At 72.6% G+C, this 20,044-nt stretch carries 15 protein-coding genes; 6 read left to right on the top strand and 9 right to left on the bottom strand.

Annotation, left to right across the window (positions count from 1 at the left end; all coding sequences use genetic code 11):
- Position 1: 1 nt before the first annotated feature.
- On the bottom strand, positions 2-688 hold the full coding sequence (locus FS793_RS07310) for a response regulator (protein WP_144719870.1): 687 nt from the start codon (positions 686-688) through the stop codon (positions 2-4).
- A complete protein-coding gene (locus tag FS793_RS07315) occupies positions 685-2,319 on the bottom strand; it encodes an ATP-binding protein (protein WP_260980077.1) in 1,635 nt (544 codons plus the stop codon). Before FS793_RS07315 ends, FS793_RS07310 begins: the two co-directional genes overlap by 4 nt.
- Before the next feature lie 172 nt (positions 2,320-2,491).
- Between FS793_RS07315 and FS793_RS07320 the strand changes: the two genes are divergently transcribed.
- The 3 genes from FS793_RS07320 to FS793_RS07330 are packed head-to-tail and all read left to right on the top strand — an operon-like array spanning position 2,492 to position 5,740.
- Positions 2,492-3,523: a Bug family tripartite tricarboxylate transporter substrate binding protein gene (locus FS793_RS07320; protein ID WP_144719871.1), complete on the top strand. Its 1,032-nt coding sequence runs from the start codon at positions 2,492-2,494 to the stop codon at positions 3,521-3,523.
- Positions 3,520-4,074, top strand: a complete 555-nt coding sequence (locus FS793_RS07325) for a tripartite tricarboxylate transporter TctB family protein (protein WP_144719872.1) — start codon at positions 3,520-3,522, stop codon at positions 4,072-4,074. Before FS793_RS07320 ends, FS793_RS07325 begins: the two co-directional genes overlap by 4 nt.
- Entirely contained in the window at positions 4,067-5,740 is a 1,674-nt protein-coding gene (locus tag FS793_RS07330; protein ID WP_144719873.1) for a tripartite tricarboxylate transporter permease, read from the top strand. The genes FS793_RS07325 and FS793_RS07330 overlap by 8 nt, the downstream gene beginning before the upstream one ends.
- Before the next feature lie 685 nt (positions 5,741-6,425).
- Here the strand turns inward: FS793_RS07330 and FS793_RS07335 are convergent.
- From FS793_RS07335 to FS793_RS07345, 3 genes are all read right to left on the bottom strand, one after another.
- The gene (locus FS793_RS07335; RefSeq protein ID WP_144719874.1) at positions 6,426-8,828 is read right to left on the bottom strand and encodes an ATP-dependent helicase; all 2,403 of its coding nucleotides are present in this window, start codon (positions 8,826-8,828) and stop codon (positions 6,426-6,428) included.
- A gap of 313 nt (positions 8,829-9,141) precedes the next feature.
- Entirely contained in the window at positions 9,142-11,547 is a 2,406-nt protein-coding gene (locus FS793_RS07340; protein WP_144719875.1) for a lamin tail domain-containing protein, read from the bottom strand.
- Positions 11,548-11,687: 140 nt separating this feature from the next.
- Entirely contained in the window at positions 11,688-12,695 is a 1,008-nt protein-coding gene (locus FS793_RS07345; RefSeq protein ID WP_144719876.1) for a glycerophosphodiester phosphodiesterase family protein, read from the bottom strand.
- A 139-nt stretch (positions 12,696-12,834) separates the two neighbouring features.
- On the opposite strand from FS793_RS07345, the gene FS793_RS07350 reads away from it, so the two are divergent.
- Positions 12,835-13,791 carry a Bax inhibitor-1/YccA family protein gene (locus FS793_RS07350; RefSeq protein WP_186329387.1) on the top strand — a complete coding sequence of 319 codons (957 nt, stop codon included), beginning with the start codon at positions 12,835-12,837 and terminating at the stop codon, positions 13,789-13,791.
- 95 nt (positions 13,792-13,886) lie between these two features.
- The gene (locus tag FS793_RS07355) at positions 13,887-15,398 is read left to right on the top strand and encodes an SDR family NAD(P)-dependent oxidoreductase (RefSeq protein WP_144719878.1); all 1,512 of its coding nucleotides are present in this window, start codon (positions 13,887-13,889) and stop codon (positions 15,396-15,398) included.
- Position 15,399: 1 nt separating this feature from the next.
- Here the strand turns inward: FS793_RS07355 and FS793_RS07360 are convergent, their stop codons facing one another.
- The 3 genes from FS793_RS07360 to FS793_RS16380 all read right to left on the bottom strand — a co-directional run bounded on the left by FS793_RS07360 (position 15,400) and on the right by FS793_RS16380 (position 17,741).
- Complete coding sequence (locus tag FS793_RS07360; RefSeq protein WP_144719879.1) at positions 15,400-15,795, bottom strand: VOC family protein; 396 nt, start codon at positions 15,793-15,795, stop codon at positions 15,400-15,402.
- Between the two features lie 219 nt (positions 15,796-16,014).
- Positions 16,015-17,313, bottom strand: a complete 1,299-nt coding sequence (locus tag FS793_RS07365; RefSeq protein ID WP_222123715.1) for an RNA polymerase sigma factor — start codon at positions 17,311-17,313, stop codon at positions 16,015-16,017.
- Positions 17,310-17,741, bottom strand: a complete 432-nt coding sequence (locus FS793_RS16380; RefSeq protein ID WP_222123716.1) for a YciI family protein — start codon at positions 17,739-17,741, stop codon at positions 17,310-17,312. The genes FS793_RS07365 and FS793_RS16380 overlap by 4 nt, the downstream gene beginning before the upstream one ends.
- Positions 17,742-17,882: 141 nt before the next feature.
- Here FS793_RS16380 and FS793_RS07370 point away from each other — a divergent pair, with 141 nt between their 5' ends.
- A complete protein-coding gene (locus FS793_RS07370; protein ID WP_144719880.1) occupies positions 17,883-18,740 on the top strand; it encodes a GNAT family N-acetyltransferase in 858 nt (285 codons plus the stop codon).
- Positions 18,741-18,758: 18 nt separating this feature from the next.
- Here FS793_RS07370 and FS793_RS07375 read toward each other — a convergent pair whose 3' ends face one another.
- Positions 18,759-19,760: a bile acid:sodium symporter family protein gene (locus FS793_RS07375; protein ID WP_144719881.1), complete on the bottom strand. Its 1,002-nt coding sequence runs from the start codon at positions 19,758-19,760 to the stop codon at positions 18,759-18,761.
- Positions 19,761-20,044 lie beyond the last annotated feature (284 nt).

Here is a 20,044-nt window from a genome sequence, read left to right on the forward strand (position 1 = left end):
GTCAGGAGCCCGTCGCCGTGTACCGGTGCTCGGGCCTGCCGGCCGACCCGTAGCGCGGCTCGACGCGGGCGACGCCCAGCTCGACGAGGCGCTCGAGATAGCGGCGTGCGCTCACGCGCGACATGCCGATGCGCTCGGCGACCTCGGCGGCCGACGCATCCGACCCCGCCTCGGCGAGCGCCGCCTCGACGGTCTGCAGCGTGCGGTCGTTGACGCCCTTGCGCACGAGCCGCGGCCCAGCCGACGAGCTGCCGAGCACGGCGTCGATGCCGGCCTGGTCGAGCGTGGATGCGGCGAGCGAGCGCTCCTGCACGACGGCGCGATGCACGTCGTCGAGGCGCTGGTGCAGCGTCTGCATGTCGAACGGCTTCACGAGGTAGTGCCGCACGCCCTGCGTACGCGCCATGCGCACGGTCTCGAGGTCGCGCGCCGCCGTGACGGCGACGACCTCGACGCGGCTGCCCCGCGACCGCAGCCTGCGCAGCACCGTGAGGCCCGAGATGTCGGGCAGGTGCACGTCGAGCAGCACGACGTCGGGCGCGAGGGTCTCGACGGCGTCGAGCGCCTGCTCGCCCGTCGGCGCCACCGCGACGACCTGGAAGCCAGGATGCCGCTCCACGAAGCCGCGGGTCACGATCGCGACCTGCGGCTCGTCCTCGACGACGAGCGCGCGCAGCACCACGGTCACGGCCGCACCTGCGCATCCGCGCGGGCGCGCACGGGCAGCGTCACCGTGAGGCGCGCGCCGCCGAGGTCGGCGTCGTCGACGTGCACGTCGCCGCCGAGGCGACGCACGACGCGACGCACGAGCGTGAGCCCGTAGCCGCGCGCCCGCCCCTCGCCCTTCGACGAGTGCCCGAGCTCGAAGATCGCGCCGCGCTCGGCTGCGGGCACGCCCGGGCCGTCGTCCTCGACGACGATGCGACCGGCGGCATCGGGCCCCGTGCCGCTCGACAGCGTCACGCGCACGCGCCCCTGCATGCCCGCCGCGTCGAGCGCGTTGTCGACGAGGTTGCCGACGATCGTCACGAGGTCGGCGCCGTCGGCCGCGAACGGCACCGCGAGGCCCGACGCGTCGACCGTGAGCCGCACCCCGAGCTCGCGTGCGCGGGCGCGCTTCGCGAGCACGAGCGCCGCGAGCTCGAGATCGTGGATGCCCGACTCCTCCACGCCGCTGATCGCGCCGCCGTCGCCCTCGCGCCGCACCATCGCGAGCGCCGCATCCGACTCCCCCAGCTCGATGAGGCCGCCGATCGTGTGCAGCGTGTTCGCGAACTCGTGCCGCTGCGCCCGCAGGCCCTCGGCCGCCGACTGCGCACCCGCGAGCGCGCGCAGCGCCTCGTCGGTCTCGGTGCGGTCGACGAGGATGACGACGCTGCCGACCGTGCGGTCGTGCACGACGACGGGGTCGGCGTGCGCGACGAGCACGCGCTCGCCCGCGAGCACCAGCTGCTGGCCGTCGTCGGCGAGCAGCTCGGCGAGGTCGGCATCGAGCACGCCGTCGAGCGGCTCGCCGACGGCGTCGTCGACCTCGACGTCGAGCAGCCTCGCGGCGGCGTCGTTGCACAGCACGATGCGGCCGTCGTCGCCCACGACGACGATGCCCTCGCGGATGCCGTGCAGCGTCGCGTCGCGCGTCTCGAGCATCGCCTTGATCTCGTCGGGCTCGACGCCGTGGATGCGACGGCGCACGACGCTCGCCGCCCACGTCGCCAGCAGCACGCCCACGATCGCGGCGATGACGAGCCACACCGCGAGCGTGCGCATGGAGCCGAGCAGGTCGGCCTGCAGCTCGGACTCGAGCGTGCCGACCGACACCTGCCCGATGACCTCCCCGTCGGGGCCGAAGATGGGCACCTTCACGCGCCACGACTGCCCGAGGGTGCCCGTCTCGGTGCCGATCCACACGTCGCCGGTCTGCGCGGCCGTCGGCGGCGTCGACGCCGGCTCGCCGATGAGATCGGGGTTGGGGTGCGAGTAGCGGATGCCGTCGACGTTCGTGACGACGACGTACGTGACGTCGGACGAGGTGCGGATGAGCTCGGCGATCGGCTGGATGGTCGCCGACGGATCGGGATCGTCGAACGCCTCGAGCACCGTCGGCAGCTGCGCGACCGAGAAGGCGACGCCGATCATGCGGTCCTTGTAGGCCTCGCGGATCTGCGCCTCCTGGATGACGACGGCACCGCCGGTCGCGCCCAGCATCACGACGAGCATGATGGCCGACTGCAGCAGCACGAGCTGTCGTCGCAGCGGCATGGCGCGCAGCAACGCGAGCGGCCGCGCGAGGCGACCCCGCAGCGCCGTCGCTCGAGCCATGAGCAGATGCTAGGCCCGATCCCGACGTTCGGCGCAGTCGGCCCAGGACCGAAACGACCGAAACGACGCGTTTCGCACGCAACGCGCTGCCTCCGCATCCGCGTCCCTATGGTCTCCCCAGATCGCGACCCGGCACGGCGCCGGGCGCTCGACGATGAGAGGCGATCGACACATGACCAACGACGCTCAGACCCCCCGCCTGCGGCGCACCCTCCTGATCGGTGCCGCGGGCCTCACGGCCTTCGCCCTCGCGGCATGCTCCTCGGGCGGCACCGGAGGCGGCGACGCCGACGCGGCGCCCGGCGAGATCTCGACCCTCGACGTCATCGCCCCCGCCGACCCCGGCGGCGGCTGGGACCAGACGGCCCGCGCCGTCTCGGCCGCGCTCACCGACGACGAGCTCGTCGGCTCCGCCCCCGTGACGAACATCGGCGGCGCCGGCGGCACCGTCGGCCTCGCGAGCCTCGCGACCGAGACCGAGTACACGACCCTCATGGTCACGGGCTCCGTCATGGTCGGCGCCGTCGAGACCAACGCGTCGCAGAACCGCATCGAGGACATGACGCCCATCGCGCGCCTCACCGAGGAGCCCCTCGTCATCGTCGTGCCCGCGAACAGCGACTTCGAGTCGGTGCAGGACGTCGTCGACGCCATCGTCGAGGACGGCCCGCAGGTCACCGTCACCGGTGGCTCGGCAGGCGGCATCGACCACATCCTCGCCGGCCAGCTGCTCATCGAGGGCGGCGTCGACGCCGCCGACGTGCCCACGTCGCTCAACTACATCGCGAACTCCGGCGGTGGCGAGGCGCTCACGATGCTGCTCGGCGGCACCGCCATGGTCGGCATCTCGGGCGTCGGCGAGTTCGCCGAGTCCGTCGAGTCCGGCGACCTGCGCGCCCTCGCGGTGTCGTCGGCCGACCCGTCGATCACGCTCCCCGACGTGCCGACGCTGCAGGACGAGGGCATCGACCTCGCCATCACCAACTGGCGCGGCCTCATCGCTCCCGGAGACATCTCGGCCGAGGAGCAGCAGGCGCTCGTCGACGTCGTCACCGAGATGCACGACGCCGGCTCGTGGGCCGACGCCGTCGAGACGAACGGCTGGACGGACGCGTTCCTCACGGGCGACGACTTCCAGTCGTTCCTCGACGAGGACATCGCGCTGACGCAGGAGACCCTGCGCACGATCGGCCTGACCTCGTGACCGCCGAGGTCGGCGCACCCGTCGAGGGTGCGCCGGCCTCGCCCCGCGTGCACCCCCGGGCGCACCGGGTCGAGGCCATGGTCGTCGTCGGCGTCGTCATCGCCCTCGCGATCGCGACGCTCGTGCTCACGACGCAGATCCCCCAGGGCGGTCAGGCCACGACGCTCAGCGCCCGCGTCATCCCCTACGTCGTCGGAGGCTTGCTGCTCGTCGCCGGCATCGGCGTGCTCGTCGGCCAGCTCCGCGGCCGCTTCGGCGAGGCCGAGGAGGGCGAGGACGTCGACCTCGAGCACGGCACGTCGTGGGTCACCACCGGCGTCGTCGCCCTCGCGTTCCTGTCGCTCGTCGTCACCATCCCGCACCTCGGCTGGCCGCTCGCCGTCACGGTGCTCTTCGGCGCCTCCGCGATCGCGCTCGGCGCGAAGCGGTGGTGGATCGCGGTGCTCGTCGGCCTCGGCCTCGGCGTCGTGACCCAGCTGCTCTTCGGCAGCCTCCTCGGACTCTCGCTGCCCGCCACGGGCACCCTCACCGGCTGGATCCCCCTTGGATAGCCTCACCCTCCTCCTCGAGGGCTTCGCGGCAGCCGCGCAGCCCGTCAACCTGCTGTTCGCGCTGCTGGGCGTGTTCGTCGGCACCGCCGTCGGCGTGCTGCCCGGCATCGGCCCGGCCATGACCGTCGCGCTGCTGCTGCCCATCACGTACGCGCTCGAGCCGACGCAGGCGCTCATCGTGTTCGCCGGCATCTACTACGGCGGCATGTACGGCGGATCGACGACGTCGATCCTGCTGAACACGCCAGGCGAGTCGGCCTCGATCGTCACCGCGCTCGAGGGCAACAAGATGGCCCGCGCAGGCCGCGGCGCCGCAGCGCTCGCGACGGCAGCGATCGGCTCGTTCATCGCCGGCACCATCGCCACGGCGCTGCTGACGCTCGTCGCCCCCACGGTCGCCCGCTGGGCGGTGTCGCTCGGCCCCGCCGACTACTTCGCGCTCATGATGCTCGCGTTCCTCACCGTCGGCGCCCTGTTCGGGTCGAGCGTGTGGCGCGGACTCGTGTCGCTCGGGATCGGCCTGCTCATCGGCCTCGTCGGCGTCGACTCCATCTCGGGCCAGTCGCGGTTCACGCTCGGCGTGCCGCAGCTCACCGACGGCATCGACGTCGTGCTCGTGGCCGTCGGCCTCTTCGCCCTCGGCGAGGCGCTGTACGTCGGCTCCCGGCTGCGCAACGGCGAGATCCCGCTCATCCCCATCACCCGCGGATGGCGCACGTGGATGCGCCGCTCCGACTGGGCGCGCTCGTGGAGGCCGTGGCTGCGCGGCACCGCCATCGGCTTCCCCATCGGCACCATCCCCGCCGGCGGCGCCGACGTCGCCACGTTCCTGTCGTACGCGACGGAGCGCGGCCTCGCGAAGGGCGAGTACAAGCGGCAGTTCGGCAAGGGCGCCATCGAGGGCGTCGCCGGTCCCGAGTCGGCGAACAACGCCGCAGCGGCCGGCGTGCTCGTGCCGCTGCTGACGCTGGGCATCCCGACGACGGCGACCGCGGCGATCATCCTGTCGGCGTTCCAGACGTACGGCATCCAGCCCGGCCCGCGCCTGTTCGAGTCGCAGGGTCCGCTCGTCTGGGCGCTCATCGCGAGCCTCTACATCGGCAACATCATGCTGCTCGTGCTCAACCTGCCGCTCGTCGGGCTGTGGGTGAAGCTGCTGCAGATCCCCCGCCCGTACCTGTATGCCGGCATCCTCACGTTCGCCGGGCTCGGCGCGTACGCGGCGAACTTCACCACGTTCGACGTCATCGTGCTGCTCGTGCTCGGCGTCATGGGCTTCTTCATGCGCAGGCAGGGCTTCCCGGTGTCGCCGCTCGTCGTCGGCGCCATCCTCGGCCCCATGGCCGAGGAGCGGCTGCGGCAGGCGATGCAGCTCGGCGTCGGCGACCCCGCCTACCTCGTGCACTCGCCGTTCGCGATCGTCGCGTACGTGCTCGCCGTCGTGATCATCGGCCTGTCGCTGTGGCTGCGACGCCGCAGCGCCCGCTTCGAGGCGACGCTCGCCGCCGAGACGGAGGCGGCGTCGACGGAGTCGATCGCGACGCTCGACGAGACGATCGAGAGCCACGAGCCGCATCCGCAGGTGGAGCGTGGGGCGCTGTCGACGACGTCGATCCCGACGGAGCGTCGTCGGCGGTTCGGTCGGAAGGATGATCCGCCGTCGTGATGCATTGAGCGGGGCGGCGGCGTGCTCGAATGTCGCTCCTCAGCTCAGACAACGGAGACGACCGGAGGGGGTCGAGGCCTGGCGGCCTCGACCCCCTCCGGTCGTCTCCGTAACTCGACACCCCGCGACATCCGAGCACGCCGCCTACGGTCCCCAGAGAGGGGGCGCTGCGCACGCGTCCCGGTGAAGCCGTCTGACACGGCGGTCTCGGCGGAGCCGGTGGTCGGCGAGGGGCCTCTGCGCCCGGCGTGCGGGTGGTGCGCGGGTCTCGTGACGGCTGCTCGCCCAGGGGCTCGCGGCCTCCTCGACCAGCTGGAAGGACGCGCCCCGCCCCTCTCAGGCGGCCTCCTCGCAGCTGGTCGAGGAGCGCGCGAGCGCAGCGAGCTCGCGTCACGAGACCCGCGCACCCGCGATCACGCCGAGCGGCAGGACGCCCGCCAACCCCCGAACCCGCCGAGACCGCCGAGCAGGTCAGTCGCACCGGCACGCGCGCGCAGCCCCACCCCCACGGATGGATCCGCCCGCACGCGTCGGGCGGGGATGTCGCGGGGTGTCGAGTTACGCCGGAGAGCGGAGGGGGTCGTGGCCCCCAGGCCACGACCCCCTCCGCTCTCCGGCGTTGTCTGAGCTGAGGAGCGACATCCCCGCCCGACGCGGCCCAGCCACCCTCGACCCGGCCAAGGACTCAGAGCTTCTCGATCGGCGCGATCTTGATCAGCAGCCGCTTCTTGCCGACAGCGTCGAACTGCACCTCCGCCACCCGCTTCGGCCCGACCCCGGTCACGCCGGACACGCGTCCCTCGCCGAAGTCCTTGTGGCGGATCCTGTCCCCGGGCACGAGCTCGAGGTCGGAGTTGTCGCGCACCTCGGCGATCGTGTTGGGGAACGCCTTCTTCTCGCCGGGCGGGAGCGCGTCGGGGTACCGCGAGCCGGAGCGACCGCTGAAGCCGCCGGTGCCGAGCGCACCCTGTCGGGCGCCGCCCTGCCGCGCGTTGAGCGCGCGGGACTGGGAGCCGCCGCGGCCGTTGACGAAGCCGGGCGACTGGCGCCAGTCGATGAGCTCGGCGGGGATCTCCTGCAGGAACCGCGACGGCATGGCGACGGTGACCTCGCCGAACTGCGCGCGCGTCATGGCGAGCGACAGGTAGAGGCGCTTGCGGGCGCGGGTGACGCCGACGTAGAAGAGGCGGCGCTCCTCGGCGGGGCCGCCGGGCTCGTTGGCGGAGATGCGGTGCGGGAGGAGGTCCTCCTCGACGCCCGTGATGAACACGGCGTCGAACTCGAGGCCCTTGGCGGTGTGCAGGGTCATGAGCGACACCTGCCCCTCGGAGTCGTCGAGCTCGTCGGCGGCGGCGACGAGGGCGACCTCGGTGAGGAAGTCGATGAGGGAGCCCTCGGGGTTCGCCTTGCGGAACTCCTTCGTGACGGCGATGAGCTCCTCGACGTTCTCGGCGCGCGCCGCATCCTGCGCATCCGGGGAGGCGCGCAGCTGGTCGAGGTAGCCGGTGCGGCCCATGAGGTCCGAGAGCACGGTGCCGGGGTCGGGGTTCTGCGCGTCGGAGTGGCCGTCGAGCAGCGTCGAGAGCGTGCGGATGGCGCCGGTGACCTTCGGGCCGAAGCCGAGCTCGTCGACGCGGCGCATGGCGTCGCGCAGCGTGATGTCGTGCTCGTCGGCGAACGACTGCAGCGACGCCTCGGTCGCGGGGCCGATGCCGCGCTTGGGCACGTTGAGGATGCGCCGCAGGCTCATGGCGTCGTCGGGGTTGGCGACGGCGACGAGGTAGGCCATCGCATCCTTGATCTCGGCGCGCTCGTAGAACTTCGTGCCGCCGATCACCTTGTAGGGGATGGCGGAGCGGATGAGGATCTCCTCGAGCGCTCGCGTCTGCGCGTTGGTGCGGTAGAACACGGCGATCTGCGACCAGGGCATCCCCTGCGTCTGCAGCGCGACGATCTCGTCGGCGACGAACTGCGCCTCGTCGTGGCCCGAGTAGCCGGTGTAGCCGACGATGAGGTCGCCGTCGCCCTCGTCGGTGAAGAGGTTCTTGTCGCGCCGGTCGAAGTTGTGCTTGATGACCGAGTTGGCGGCGGTGAGGATGTGCTGCGTCGAACGGTAGTTCTGCTCGAGCAGCACGACCTTCGCGTCGGAGAAGTCGCGCTCGAACTCGACGATGTTGCGGATGTCGGCGCCGCGGAAGGCGTAGATCGACTGGTCGGAGTCGCCGACGACCGTGAGCGAGGCCCCGGGGATCTCGCCGCGCTGGTCGGGCAGGGTGCCGGGCGGCACGGGCTGGGTGAGCTCGCGGATGAGCGCGTACTGCGCGCGGTTCGTGTCCTGGTACTCGTCGACGAGGATGTGGCGGAAGCGCTTGCGGTAGAGCGCGGCGACGACGGGGAAGGCGCGGAAGAGGTAGACGACCTGGCCGATGAGGTCGTCGAAGTCGAACGCGTTCGCGCGACGCAGCTCGTGGTCGTAGCGGCGCCAGATCTCGAGGAACGCCTGCTCGCGGGGGTCGGAGAGGTTGGCGGTCTCGCGGTACGAGTCGACGTCGTGGAGGTCGTTCTTCGCCTTCGAGATCTTCGAGGCGGTGCCGCCGGGCGTCAGCCCGAGGGTGTCGGCGCCGGAGTCCTTGATGAGGCGCTTCACGAGCGCGCGGGTGTCGCCGGAGTCGTAGATCGTGAACGACTGCTTGAACCCGAACTGCTCTGCCTCGCGCCGCAGGATGCGCACGCAGGCGGAGTGGAACGTCGAGATCCACATGCCGCGGGCCTCGTCGCCGATGAGCGACGAGACGCGTTCGCGCATCTCGCCTGCGGCCTTGTTCGTGAAGGTGATGGCGAGGATCTGGCTGGGCCACGCCTCGCGCGTCGACAGCAGGCCGGCGATGCGGTGCGTGAGCACGCGGGTCTTGCCGGAGCCGGCGCCGGCGACGATGAGCAGCGCGGGTCCGCGGTGCAGCACCGCCTCGCGCTGGGGCGGGTTGAGGCCGTCGAGCAGTGCGTCGTCGACGCCGGGCTCGCCCGAGCCACCGCGCCCGATGGGCGTCGGCACGAGCGGAGCGTCGTCGAGCCCCCAGAGATCCGTCATGTCGCCCACCAGCCTACGGCGCACCACCGACGCGCGACGCTCCCACAGCTGGTCGAGGAGCGCGCGAGATCGAAGGGCGAGCCCGCGTCACGAGACCACGCGACCGCCGCTCCTGCCCGGCCACGCGCATGGTCGCCTCGGGCGGGCACGTCGCGTGGTCTCGTGACGGCTGCAGCCTTCGGCTGCGGCCTCCTCGACCAGCTGGTGGGAGATCCCACCGGATCAGCGCGAGCGAGGCCCGCCCGGCGGATCGCCGGACGGGCCTCGCGGGCTGCGCCTGTCCGCCTGGGTCAGGCGGCTCGACGCAGCCGGGTCATGCGCGGCGCCGCAGCACCGACCCGCGACGTGCGAGGAGCGCACCGGCGGCGACCAGCAGCAGCGCGAGCGCGACGATGCCGACGGCACCTTCCGAGCCGGTCTGCGGCAGCGTGCCGCCCTGGTCGCCGGCCTGGTCGCCCACGACGGGCGGCGTCGTCGGCGTGGGAGCCGTCGGCGTCGGGCCGGTCGGCGCGGGCTGCGACGGCGCAGGCTCGGACGGCTCGGGCTCGGCGGCGACGCAGTCGGCACCGGGTGCGACGCGCAGCGAGACGCCCTCGTGGGCGGTGTCCGAGATCCAGAGCGTCGTCGGGGTCACGTCGGCGACGTCGCAGTACTGCACGACGAGGCCCTCGTTCGTGTAGGCGGTCGGCATCGCGGCGGGCGGCAGCACGTCGGCCTGCCACGTGAGCAGGCCGTCGACGATCGACAGCTGCGAGAGGCGGTTGTCGCACGCCTCGTCGCACAGCGCCCACAGCAGGTTGCCGCCTGCGCGCCAGTCGAGGCCCATGACGACGGACACGGCGGGGCCGGGCCGCGTCGTCTGCAGCAGCGTCATGCCGCCGTCCTCCTCGAGCACGGCGAGGTGGAGGTTGCCGGTCGCCTCGACGGCGAACGCGACGATGCCGCCGAGGTGGGGGCCGTACGACGCGGGGTCGTACGCGGCGCCCGTGGCGTCGACGATGCCGAGGCTCGTCGCGTCGGCGTCGGAGATCCACTCGATGGCCTCGATGCCGGCGTTCGCGCCGAGCGGGCCCGTGAGGGCCGTGAGGTTCCACTCGTGCGTCGTCGTCGAGGCGCCGTCGGCCCCGAGCTCGACGCGCAGCACCGAGGGGCGCGAGACGTTGGATGCGGTGTTGTCGCGCTCGGTGGAGAGCAGGATGGCGCCGTCACCGGCGACCGAGATGCCCTCGGCGTCGGGCTGGCCCGTGCCGTTCGGGTAGGTGGGCACCCACGACTGGGCGATCGTGTACAGGTCGCCGTCGCCGCCTGCCATCTCGAAGATCTCGCCGTCGTCGTTGTTCACGGCGAACACCGTGCCGTCGGCGGCCTGGTCGAGGCCCGACATGTCCTCGCCCCAGGTGCCGGGTGCGACGGCATCCTGCACGTCCTGGCCGTAGGGCCAGTCGATCGTGTCGTAGACGGGCTCCTCGACGACGGTGCAGTCGTTGACGAGCTCGAACGTCGAGGCGGTGGTGACCTCGAACGCGCCCGTCATGTCGGGGCAGCGACCGTACGTGGTCGCGGCGTGTCCCGACCAGCCGAAGGAGTCGATGTCGGCGCCGGTCTCGTCGCGCACGGTGACGCGGTCGGTGCCGCCGAGGCCGAAGAAGTCCTCGGGAGCATCGGTGCGGATGCCGAGGTAGCCACCCGACTCGATCTCGGTGCCCTCGGGCAGCGTGATCGCAGGGTTCTCGGGGTCGCTGTCGCGGATGGTCCAGCCCGAGACGTCGACGGTGCTCGTCGTGTCGGTGTTGGCGAGCTCGACCCAGTCGCTGACCGGGTCGCCGTTGGACTCGACCTCGTTGATGACGACGGGCGAGGCGATGCGGCGCTCGACGTTGGCCTGGCCGCGCGTGACCTCGGTGTCGACGAAGGCGCCGGTGCCGTCGGGGATGCGGCCCTCGGAGGTCGCGTGCTCGGTCCACGCGTACGTGTCGGCGAGGCCGGTGCCGTCCTCGGTGATGACGCTGATCTCGTCGTTCGCGCCGAGCCCGAAGCCGTCGGGCGTCGCGTTCGTCTCGATCACGAGCAGCTCGCCGGGCTCGACGACCGTGCCCGCGGCGATGCGCAGCGTCGACAGCGGGTCGTTGTCGCGCAGGATCCAGCTCGAGATGTCGACGGGCTCGAGTCCGACGTTCGTGAGCTCGACGAAGTCCTCGAGCACGGGGTCGTTCGACAGCACCTCGTTGATGCGGATGCCCGTCTCGACCGGCGTCGGCTCGACGGTCGCCACTCGGGCGACGTTGGGCTCGCCGGGCGTGGGCTCGGTGTCGACGAATGCGCCAGTGCCGTCGGGCAGGCGGCCCTCGGTGAAGGCGTGCTCGGTCCATGCGTAGCCGTCGATCGCGACGAGGGCGTCGTCGAAGAGGCGCGCCGAGTCGTTGGCGCCGAGGCCGAACGTGGGCTGGATGACGAGGAGCGCACCGGGTGCGATGGTCGTGCCGAGCGGGAGCACGTCGCCGTTCGCGTCCTGGTCGTCGCGCAGCACCCAGCCGCCGACGTCGACGGGATCGGTGCCGGCGTTGACGAGCTCGACGAAGTCGGGGGCGCCGGTGGCGCTGTTCGACTGCACCTCGTTGATGCGGATGTCGGCGTCCGCCGCGAGGGCGGGGGTCGCGGCCACGACGCTGCCGAAGGCGACGGCGGTCAGGGCTGCGACGGAGAGGGCGCGCTTGTGCACGGCAGGAGCCTCCTGGCTGTGGGGGACCTCTGCATCCTGCGGATGCCGCGCGAACGGTCGGTGAACGGACGCCCAACGCGAGGAGGACGCGGGGCGGCGCGCTCGCGCGCCGCGTCAGGAGCGGGTGACGGCGAGCGCCGTCAGCGACCTCGACCGGTGCCCGAGGCGCGGTCGGCGGCGAAGCCGGCGAGGTCGGGATGGTCGGCGAAGATGCCGTCGAGCCCGGCGCCGATGAGCAGGTCCCACTCCTGCATCCACGAACCCCAGTGCGAGGCGAGCGGGCCGCGCCGATGCGCCTTGGCGAGGAAGCGGTTCTCGGGGCGCAGCGTCCACGCGAAGACCTGCAGACCTGCGGCGTGCGCACGGTCGACGAGGTCGGTGACGCGCACGCCGTCCCGGCCCTCGTGCAGCAGCACCTTCTTGTCGACGCTGATGCCGTCGAATCCCTGCGCGGCGATGTCGGCGAGGCCCGCGTCCGTGCGCTGCGACGCGTAGGTCGGCGCCGCCGACCCGAGGGCGGCGACGGCATCGGCGGGCGAGCCGCCGTGCTCGATGAGGTAGACGGAGCGGCCTGCGACGTCGCGAGCGCGGAGCCGCCGCAGCACGTCCTGCTCGAACGACTCGATCACGAGGCGCTCGGGCGTCGACGCCCAGCCCCGGTCGCGCAGCTCGCTCGCGATGAGGTCGTCGAGCGGCAGCCCGATCGACTGGAAGTACGTCGCGTGCTTGACCTCGAGCACCATGCCGAGGCCCGTCTCGTCGAGGATGTCGAGCAGATCGCGCAGGCGCAGGATGCCGAGCTGGCCGTCGAACGTGGCCGACGCCTGTCGGATGCGCGGCAGCCGCTCGCGCACGGCGAGCTGCGAGAGCTCGTCCCACGTGAAGTCCTCGGTGAACCAGCCGGTGAGCTGCTGGCCGTCGACCTCCTTCGTCGTGCGACGGGATGCGAACTCGGGGCGGGTCGCGACGTCGGTGGTGCCGGAGATCTCGTTCTCATGCCGCAGCACCAGCACGCCGTCCTTCGTGGCGACGACGTCGGGCTCGATGGCGTCGGCGCCGAGGCGCGCTGCGAGGCGGTACGCCTCCTCGGAATGCTCGGGGCGGTAGCCGCTGGCTCCTCGGTGGGCGACGACGAGTGGCCTGGTCACGCGACCAGGCTAGCCCCGCCTCCGGGGCCGTCCGAGCCCGACCTCCGCCTGCGGCGAACGGCCGTGCGGGCACAGGCAATCCATGGCCTCCGCGGCTACCCTGAGGGCGGACTTCCCATCCCGAACAGGAGTGCACACCATGGCCGGCTTCGGCTTCTCGAACTCCCCCGCCTTCTCGCGCGACCCCAAGCGTGCCGCGCAGCTGCAGCAGGACGGCGCCTACGTGCCCGGTCAGACCTACGCGCCGCAGCAGGGCCAGGGCCAGCAGCCTTCGCAGCAGCAGGGCTTCCAGCAGCACGGCCAGCCGGCGCCGGGCTTCCAGCCCGGCGCCGCGACGCCCGAGCAGCTCGGCCGGATGTACGACCGTCCGTCGGCGACGTCGGCAGACACGGGCCGCCTCACGTACGACGGCGTCATCATGAAGACGGTGGCGATGCTGGCGATCGTCGCGACGGGCTTCCTGCTGCAGATGGCGCTGCTGCTGACCGGCAACGGCATGATCATGCAGGGCCTCATGTGGGTCGGCCTCATCGCCGGTCTCGTGCTCGGTCTCGTCAATGCGTTCAAGCGCGAGCCCAATCGCGCCCTCATCCTCGGCTATGCCGCGGCGCAGGGTCTCGCGATCGGTGGCTTCAGCGCCATCATCGAGTTCGGCATGGGCTACGACGGCATCGTCTTCCAGGCGCTGCTCGCGACCGCGTGCGTCTTCGCGGCCACGCTCGCGCTCTACGCCTTCCGCATCGTGCGGGTCACCCCGAAGTTCACGCGCTTCTTCTTCATCGTGCTGATCGGCTACGGCCTGTTCTCGCTGGTGAACTTCGGTCTCATGGTCACGGGCATCAGCCCCGACCCCTGGGGCCTGCGCTCCGTCGAGGTGCCGATCCTGGGCCTGCCGTTCGGCGTCGTGCTCGGCGCGCTCGCGGTGCTGCTCGGCGCGTACTCGCTCATGCTCGACTTCAACAACGTCGAGATCGGCGTGCAGCGCGGCGTCCCCGCGAAGTACGGCTGGCAGGCGGCCTTCGGCATCACGGCCACGATCATCTGGCTGTACGTCGAGATCCTCCGCATCCTGGCGATCCTGCGCGGCAACAACTGATGCGCTGACGCCAGACGCGAGAGCGCCCCGAGCCCACCGGCTCGGGGCGCTCTCGCGTGGCCCGGACGGATGCGCGACGCGAGTACCCTCGACAGGTGCCCGACCCCGACGACCAGACGCCTGCGAGCCTCGACCCCGCCGACCTCGCGACGGCGCTGCGCGTGCTGCAGGAGGCGGAGGGCCTCGCCGAGGACGACCCCGACCTCGTCACGATCAAGCGCGCCGCGTGGCTGCTGCAGAAGCGGCTGAAGAAGACGCGGCGCGAGGCGAAGACGTGGGCCGAGCGCAAGGCCGACCGCGCCGTCATCGAGGCGACCGCGACCGGCTCGCCCATGCGCATCGACGACGAGACGAAGGGCATCCCGCTCGTGTCGAACGCGCAGGGCGCCTTCGCGGGCGAGCTGCAGAAGGCGCGCGGCTGCTACATCTGCAAGCGCGAGTACACGCTCGTCGACGCGTTCTACCACGGCCTCTGCCCCGAGTGCGCGGCGCGCAGCCACGCGAAGCGCGACCAGCGCACCGACCTCACGGGCAAGCGGGCGCTGCTCACGGGCGGTCGCGCGAAGATCGGCATGTACATCGCGCTGCGGCTGCTGCGCGACGGGGCGCACACCACGATCACGACGCGCTTCCCCAAGGATGCGATGCGGCGCTTCGCGCAGATGGACGACGCGAGCGACTGGATCCACCGGCTGAAGATCGTCGGCATCGACCTGCGCGACCCTACCCAGGTCATCGCGCTGGCCGACGACGTCGCGGCCGCGGGCCCGCTCGACATCCTCATCAACAACGCCGCGCAGACCGTGCGCCGCTCCCCCGGCGCGTACTCGGCGCTCGTCGAGCAGGAGGACGCGCCGCTGCCGACCGACCTCGTGCTGCCCGAGATGACGCGGTTCGACAGCATCTCGGAGGCGCATCCCGCGTCGATCGCGGGCGCGCTCGACCACCACTCGACGCCGCACCACGAGGGTGAGTCGCTCGAGCACGCGCTGGCGGCCCAGACGGCTGCGTCGATGACGGCGCTCGCGCTGCGCGCCGGCCACGCGAGCCTCGACGCGCACCTCGCGGGCACGGCCGTCGACGCCGGCGGCCTGCTGCCCGACCTGCAGACCACGAACTCCTGGACGCAGACCGTCGAGCAGGTGGATGCGCTCGAGATGCTCGAGGTGCAGCTGTGCAACGCGACGGCGCCGTTCCTGCTCGTGTCGCGTCTACGGGCGTCGATGCGCGCCGCCGTGCAGTCCGGCGCGCGCCGCGCGTACGTCGTGAACGTGTCGGCGATGGAGGGCCAGTTCGGCGGCCGCCGCTACAAGGGAGCCGGCCATCCGCACACGAACATGGCGAAGGCGTCGCTGAACATGCTCACGCGCACGAGCGGGCCCGAGATGTTCGAGACCGACCGCATCCTCATGACGGCCGTCGACACCGGATGGATCACGGACGAGCGCCCGCATCAGGAGAAGCTGCGCATCGCCGCCGAGGGCTGGCACGCGCCGCTCGACCTCGTCGACGGCGCCGCACGCGTGTACGACCCGATCGTGCGCGGCGAGGCCGGCGAGGACCTCTCCGGCGTCTTCCTCAAGGACTACGTGAAGGCGCCCTGGTAGGTCACCACTCGCGCGACGCGAGCACGCAGAACTCGTTGCCGTCGGGGTCGGCGAGCACGGTCCACGGCTTGTCGCCCTGCCCGACGTCGATGCGCGTCGCGCCCAGCGCCTCGAGGCGCGCGAGCTCGGCGTCGCGGTCGTCGCTCGTGTGCGGCGCGAGGTCGATGTGGAGGCGGTTCTTTCCCGTCTTCTCATGCTCGACCCTCACGAACACGAGCCCGGGCGGCGTCTGATGGAAGGTGAGCTTCGGCCCGATCTCGTCGGCCCACCTGGGGATGATGACGACCTCGTCGTCGGCCTCGTGCACGAGCTGCCAGTCGAGGGCCTCGCCCCACCAGCGGGCGAGGCGGGCGGGATCGGTCGTCTCGACGACCACGGTGTACCAGCGCAGCGGCATCGCGGCTCCTTCCGTCGCCCTCGACGGTAGCCGTCGGGGCAGGCGACGTCGAGAGTGCGTCTCGGGGGTCGCTGCGAAGACCGCTCCTCCGTGCTCTCGCCGTCTCCCCCTACCGCTCCTCGAGGTGCGAGCGCAGCGAGCCTCGAACGGGGCACCATCGACTCCGCCGGAACCCTGTCGAGGCTCGCTGCGCTCGTACCTCAAGGGTCGGTCCTCGGGTCAGCGGGCCGTCGCCGCCTTCGCCAGCAGCACCGCGCGCTCGGTCGCGTTGCGCGTCAGCCTCGCGGCCTCCTCGAACGCGACGCGCGCCTCGTCGGCGCGCCCCAGCCGCGCGAGCAGCTCGCCGCGCACCGACGGCACGAGGTGGTGGCCGGCGAGACGGCCGGATGCGTCGATGGCGTCGGCGATCGCGAGCCCGGCCTCCGGCCCGTCGGCCATCGCGACGGCGACGGCGCGGTTGAGCTCGACGATCGGCGACGGGCCCGCCGTGAGCAGCCCGTCGTAGCACTCGACGATCGCGTGCCAGTCGGTGTCCTCGAAGCGATGGGCGATCGCGTGCTGCTCGGCGATCGCGGCCTGCTGCGCGTAGATGCCGCGGCCGATGCGCACGGCGTCTGCGCGCTCGAGGGCCGCCCGCCCGCGGGCGATGGCGCCGCGATCCCAGCGTGAGCGATCCTGGTCGGCGAGCAGCACGGGATCGCCTCGCACGTCGAGCCGCGCGGGCATGCGCGCCGCCGTGAGCTCCATGAGGGCCACGAGGCCGTGCACCTCGGGCTCGCGAGGCAGCATCGCCTGCAGCGCGCGACCGAGTCGCAGCGCCTCGCGTACGAGCTCGGCGCGCATGAGCCCGTCGCCCGCGCTCGCCGCGTGCCCCTCGGTGAAGACGAGGTAGATGCAGGCGAGCACGGCGGGCAGCCGCTCGGGCAGCGCGTCGGCCTCCGGCAGCTCGAACGCCGCGCCCGCCGCTGCCAGCGCGCGCTTCGCCCGCACGATCCGCTGCTGGATCGTCGCTGGCGCGACGAGGAAGGCGGCGGCGATCTCGTCGGTCGTGAGGCCCGCGACCGTGCGCAGCGTGAGCGCGACGCGCGCCTCGGGGCCGAGCACGGGATGGCAGGCGATGAGCATGAGCCGCAGCTGGTCGTCGAGCGACGACTCGAGGTCCCACGGCACGGCGTCGGCGGCGTCCGCCTGCTCGAGCTCGAGGTCGTGGGCGATGGATGCGACGCGCGCGTCGAGCCGCTCGCGACGTCGCCAGTGGTCGATGGCCTTGCGCTTCGCGACCGCCGTGAGCCACGCGCCGCCGTTGGCGGGCACGCCGTCGGCCGGCCACTGCCGCAGCGCGTCGGCGAGCGCCTCCTGCGCGAGGTCCTCGGCGAGCGCGAAGTCGCCGACGTGGCGGGTGAGCGTCGTGACGATGCGACGCGCCTCGATGCGCCAGACGGCGGCGACGGCGCGACGCGCGGCATCCCCGGCGGCGTCGTCGCCTGCCGGGGATGCCGCGGGGTCGCGATCGGTCACGCCTGCTCGGCGGCCTTCCGCTCGCCCTCGGCGCGCCACTCCTTCTCCTTCTGGATCCACTCGTTGTCGGGGTCGAAGTCCGACTCGTCGGTGACGCGGCGCACCTCGAGCTTGGATCCCGGGCCGAGCGGGCAGCGCTTCGCCCACTCCGCGGCCTCCTCCTTCGACGACACCTGCAGGATCCAGAAGCCGTTGAAGAGCTCCTTGATCTCGCCGTAGGGGCCGTCGGTGACGAGCGGCGGCGTCTCGGCGAAGTCGACGACGAAGCCCTGCGACGCGTCGGCGAGGCCGTCGCCGCCGACGAGCACGCCTGCCTCGATGAGCGACTCGTTGTAGCGACCCATGGCCGCGATGATCTCGTCGAAGTCGATGTCCTCCGACGCCTCGATCGCCTCGGCGGTGCTGCGCATGATGAGCATGTACTTCATGGGTTCGATCCTCTCGGGTGCGGGGCCGCTCGGTCGACCCTCTCATCCAGGACGTCGCGTCGGCCCGGCGCAGGTCGACGAGCGCTCGGATGCGTGCATCCCGGGCGTGTCGCAGTCGGCGACGCATGCTTCGATGGAGCCATGGCGACGATCCCCTCCCCCGCAGCCGTGCCCGCCCTCGTGACGGAGCTCGCGGCCTGGCAGCGCGACGGCGCGGCGCTGCAGCTGCACCCCGGCGACCTCGGGTGGCAGCAGCGACTCGGCGCCGATGCGCTCGCCGGCTCGCTGCGCGCGTGGCACCGCGACGGCGCGCTCGTGGCGCTCGGCATGCTCGACGGGCCGGTGCTGCGCATCGCCATCGACCCCGACCTGCAGGGCGACGCCGACCTCGCCACGGCGCTCGCCGACGACCTCGTCGACCCCGAGGGTGCCCTGCCGGGCGACGACGGCTCGGTCGAGCTCCCCACGGGCGCGGCGCTCGACGAGGTGCTCGCCGCGCGCGGCTGGACGCCCGACGAGGTCTGGCAGCCGCTGCGCCGCGACCTCGCCGAGCCGGTGCCGCCACTCGCCGACGGCCTGCGCATCGACCTCGTCGACGAGGCGCTTGTCGACGAGCGCGTCGCGGTGCATCGGGCCTCGTTCGACGGCGGTACGTTCGATGCGGCTGCGTGGCACATGATGGCGACGGGCCCTGCCTCCGCGGATGCGCGCTGCCTGCTCGTGCGCGACGTCGACGGCACGGCGGTCGCGGCGGCCACGGTGTGGGCTGCGGGACCGGGCCGCCCGGGCCTGCTCGAGCCGCTCGGCGCGCACCGCGACCACCGCGGTCGCGGACTCGGCAGGGCGATCGCCGTCGCGTCGGCGATCGTGCTGCAGGATCTCGGTGCGTCGAGCGCGCTCGTGTGCACGCCGTCGACGAACGTGCGCGGCGTCGCCACGTACCGGTCGGCGGGGTTCGTCGACCTGCCCGAGCGCACCGATCGGCGTCGGCCTCGCTGATCGGGTCGGCGACGCGCCTCAGCTCGCCGTGGCGTCCGCGCGCTCGACGGGCGCGGCATCCTTCGGCGGGCGACGCGACCAGAACGACGCGAGCAGCGAGCCCGACACGTTGTGCCACACCGAGAAGATCGCGGCGGGCACGGCCGCCTCGGGCGCGAAGTGCGTGCGCGCGAGGCCCGCGGCGAGGCCCGAGTTCTGCATGCCGACCTCGACCGACACGGCGCGACGCGCAGGCTCCTCGAGCCCCACGGCGCGCGCGGCGACGTAGCCGAGCGTGAGGCCGACGCCGTTGAGCACGACGACGATGCCGAGGATCGCGAGACCCGACGCGAGGATCGTCGCCGCCGAGCCCGACACGACGGCGAGCACCACGAGGGTGATGCCCACGACCGACACGAGCGGCATCCACTCGACGATGCGCTCGACGAATCGCGACAGGAAGCGCCGCAGCAGCAGGCCGACGACGATCGGCACGATGACGATCTGCACGATCGACACGAAGAGGCCCGCGGGGTCGACGGGCAGGTAGCTGCCTGCGAGCCACAGCACGAGCAGCGGCGTGATGACGGGGGCGACGAGCGTCGACACCGTCGTCATCGCGACCGAGAGGGCCGTGTCGCCCTTCGCGAGGAACACCATGACGTTCGAGGCCGTGCCGCCGGGCGCGGCGGCGACGAGGATGACGCCGACCGCGATGGCCGGGTCGAGGTCGAGCACCGTCACGAGCGCGAAGCCCGTGAGGGGCATGATGATGAACTGCGCCAGGATGCCGATCACGAGCGCGAACGGCTTGCGGGCGACGATGCCGAAGTCGCTGCCGCGCAGCGTCATGCCCATGCCGAGCATGATGACCATGAGCAGCGGGGTGATCCACGCGCCGAGCCATGTGAAGGGCGCGGGCACGAGCACGGCGAGGGCGCCGGCGGCGAGCACGACGAGCGGGAACCACGTGCCCGCGATGCGCCCGAGCCTCGCGCCGGTCGTCTCGGGGGCTGCGGCTGCGGGGTCGTGCGCGGGCATGCGGATGCTCCTCGTCGAGGGGTGGGGGACGTCACGACGATACTCGCGGGCGCATCCCGCGCCGGGCAGACGCCGGACGCCGGTCGCCGGCCACCGGCCCCCGGCCCGCCGTGCTGCTCCCCCACCAGCTGGTCGAGGAGGCCCCGAGCCGCAGGCGACGAGCCGTCACGAGACCACGCGACGTCCCCGCTCGACGCGACCACGCGGATGGCTGGTCGGGAGCGTCGGTCGCGTGGTCTCGTGACGCGGGCGCGCCCAGGGGCTCGCGCGCTCCTCGACCAGCC

Origin of the sequence: Agrococcus jejuensis (genome assembly GCF_007679035.1) — a bacterium.
Classification (GTDB): domain Bacteria; phylum Actinomycetota; class Actinomycetes; order Actinomycetales; family Microbacteriaceae; genus Agrococcus; species Agrococcus jejuensis_A.

Coding starts and splice junctions, on each gene's coding strand:
- FS793_RS07350 (WP_186329387.1), top strand. CDS start 12,835: ATGGCCGGCTTCGGCTTCTCGAACTCCCCCGCCTTCTCGCGCGACCCC.
- FS793_RS07320 (WP_144719871.1), top strand. CDS start 2,492: ATGACCAACGACGCTCAGACCCCCCGCCTGCGGCGCACCCTCCTGATC.
- FS793_RS16380 (WP_222123716.1), bottom strand. CDS start 17,741: ATGAAGTACATGCTCATCATGCGCAGCACCGCCGAGGCGATCGAGGCG.
- FS793_RS07370 (WP_144719880.1), top strand. CDS start 17,883: ATGGCGACGATCCCCTCCCCCGCAGCCGTGCCCGCCCTCGTGACGGAG.
- FS793_RS07335 (WP_144719874.1), bottom strand. CDS start 8,828: ATGACGGATCTCTGGGGGCTCGACGACGCTCCGCTCGTGCCGACGCCC.
- FS793_RS07315 (WP_260980077.1), bottom strand. CDS start 2,319: ATGGCTCGAGCGACGGCGCTGCGGGGTCGCCTCGCGCGGCCGCTCGCG.
- FS793_RS07375 (WP_144719881.1), bottom strand. CDS start 19,760: ATGCCCGCGCACGACCCCGCAGCCGCAGCCCCCGAGACGACCGGCGCG.
- FS793_RS07360 (WP_144719879.1), bottom strand. CDS start 15,795: ATGCCGCTGCGCTGGTACACCGTGGTCGTCGAGACGACCGATCCCGCC.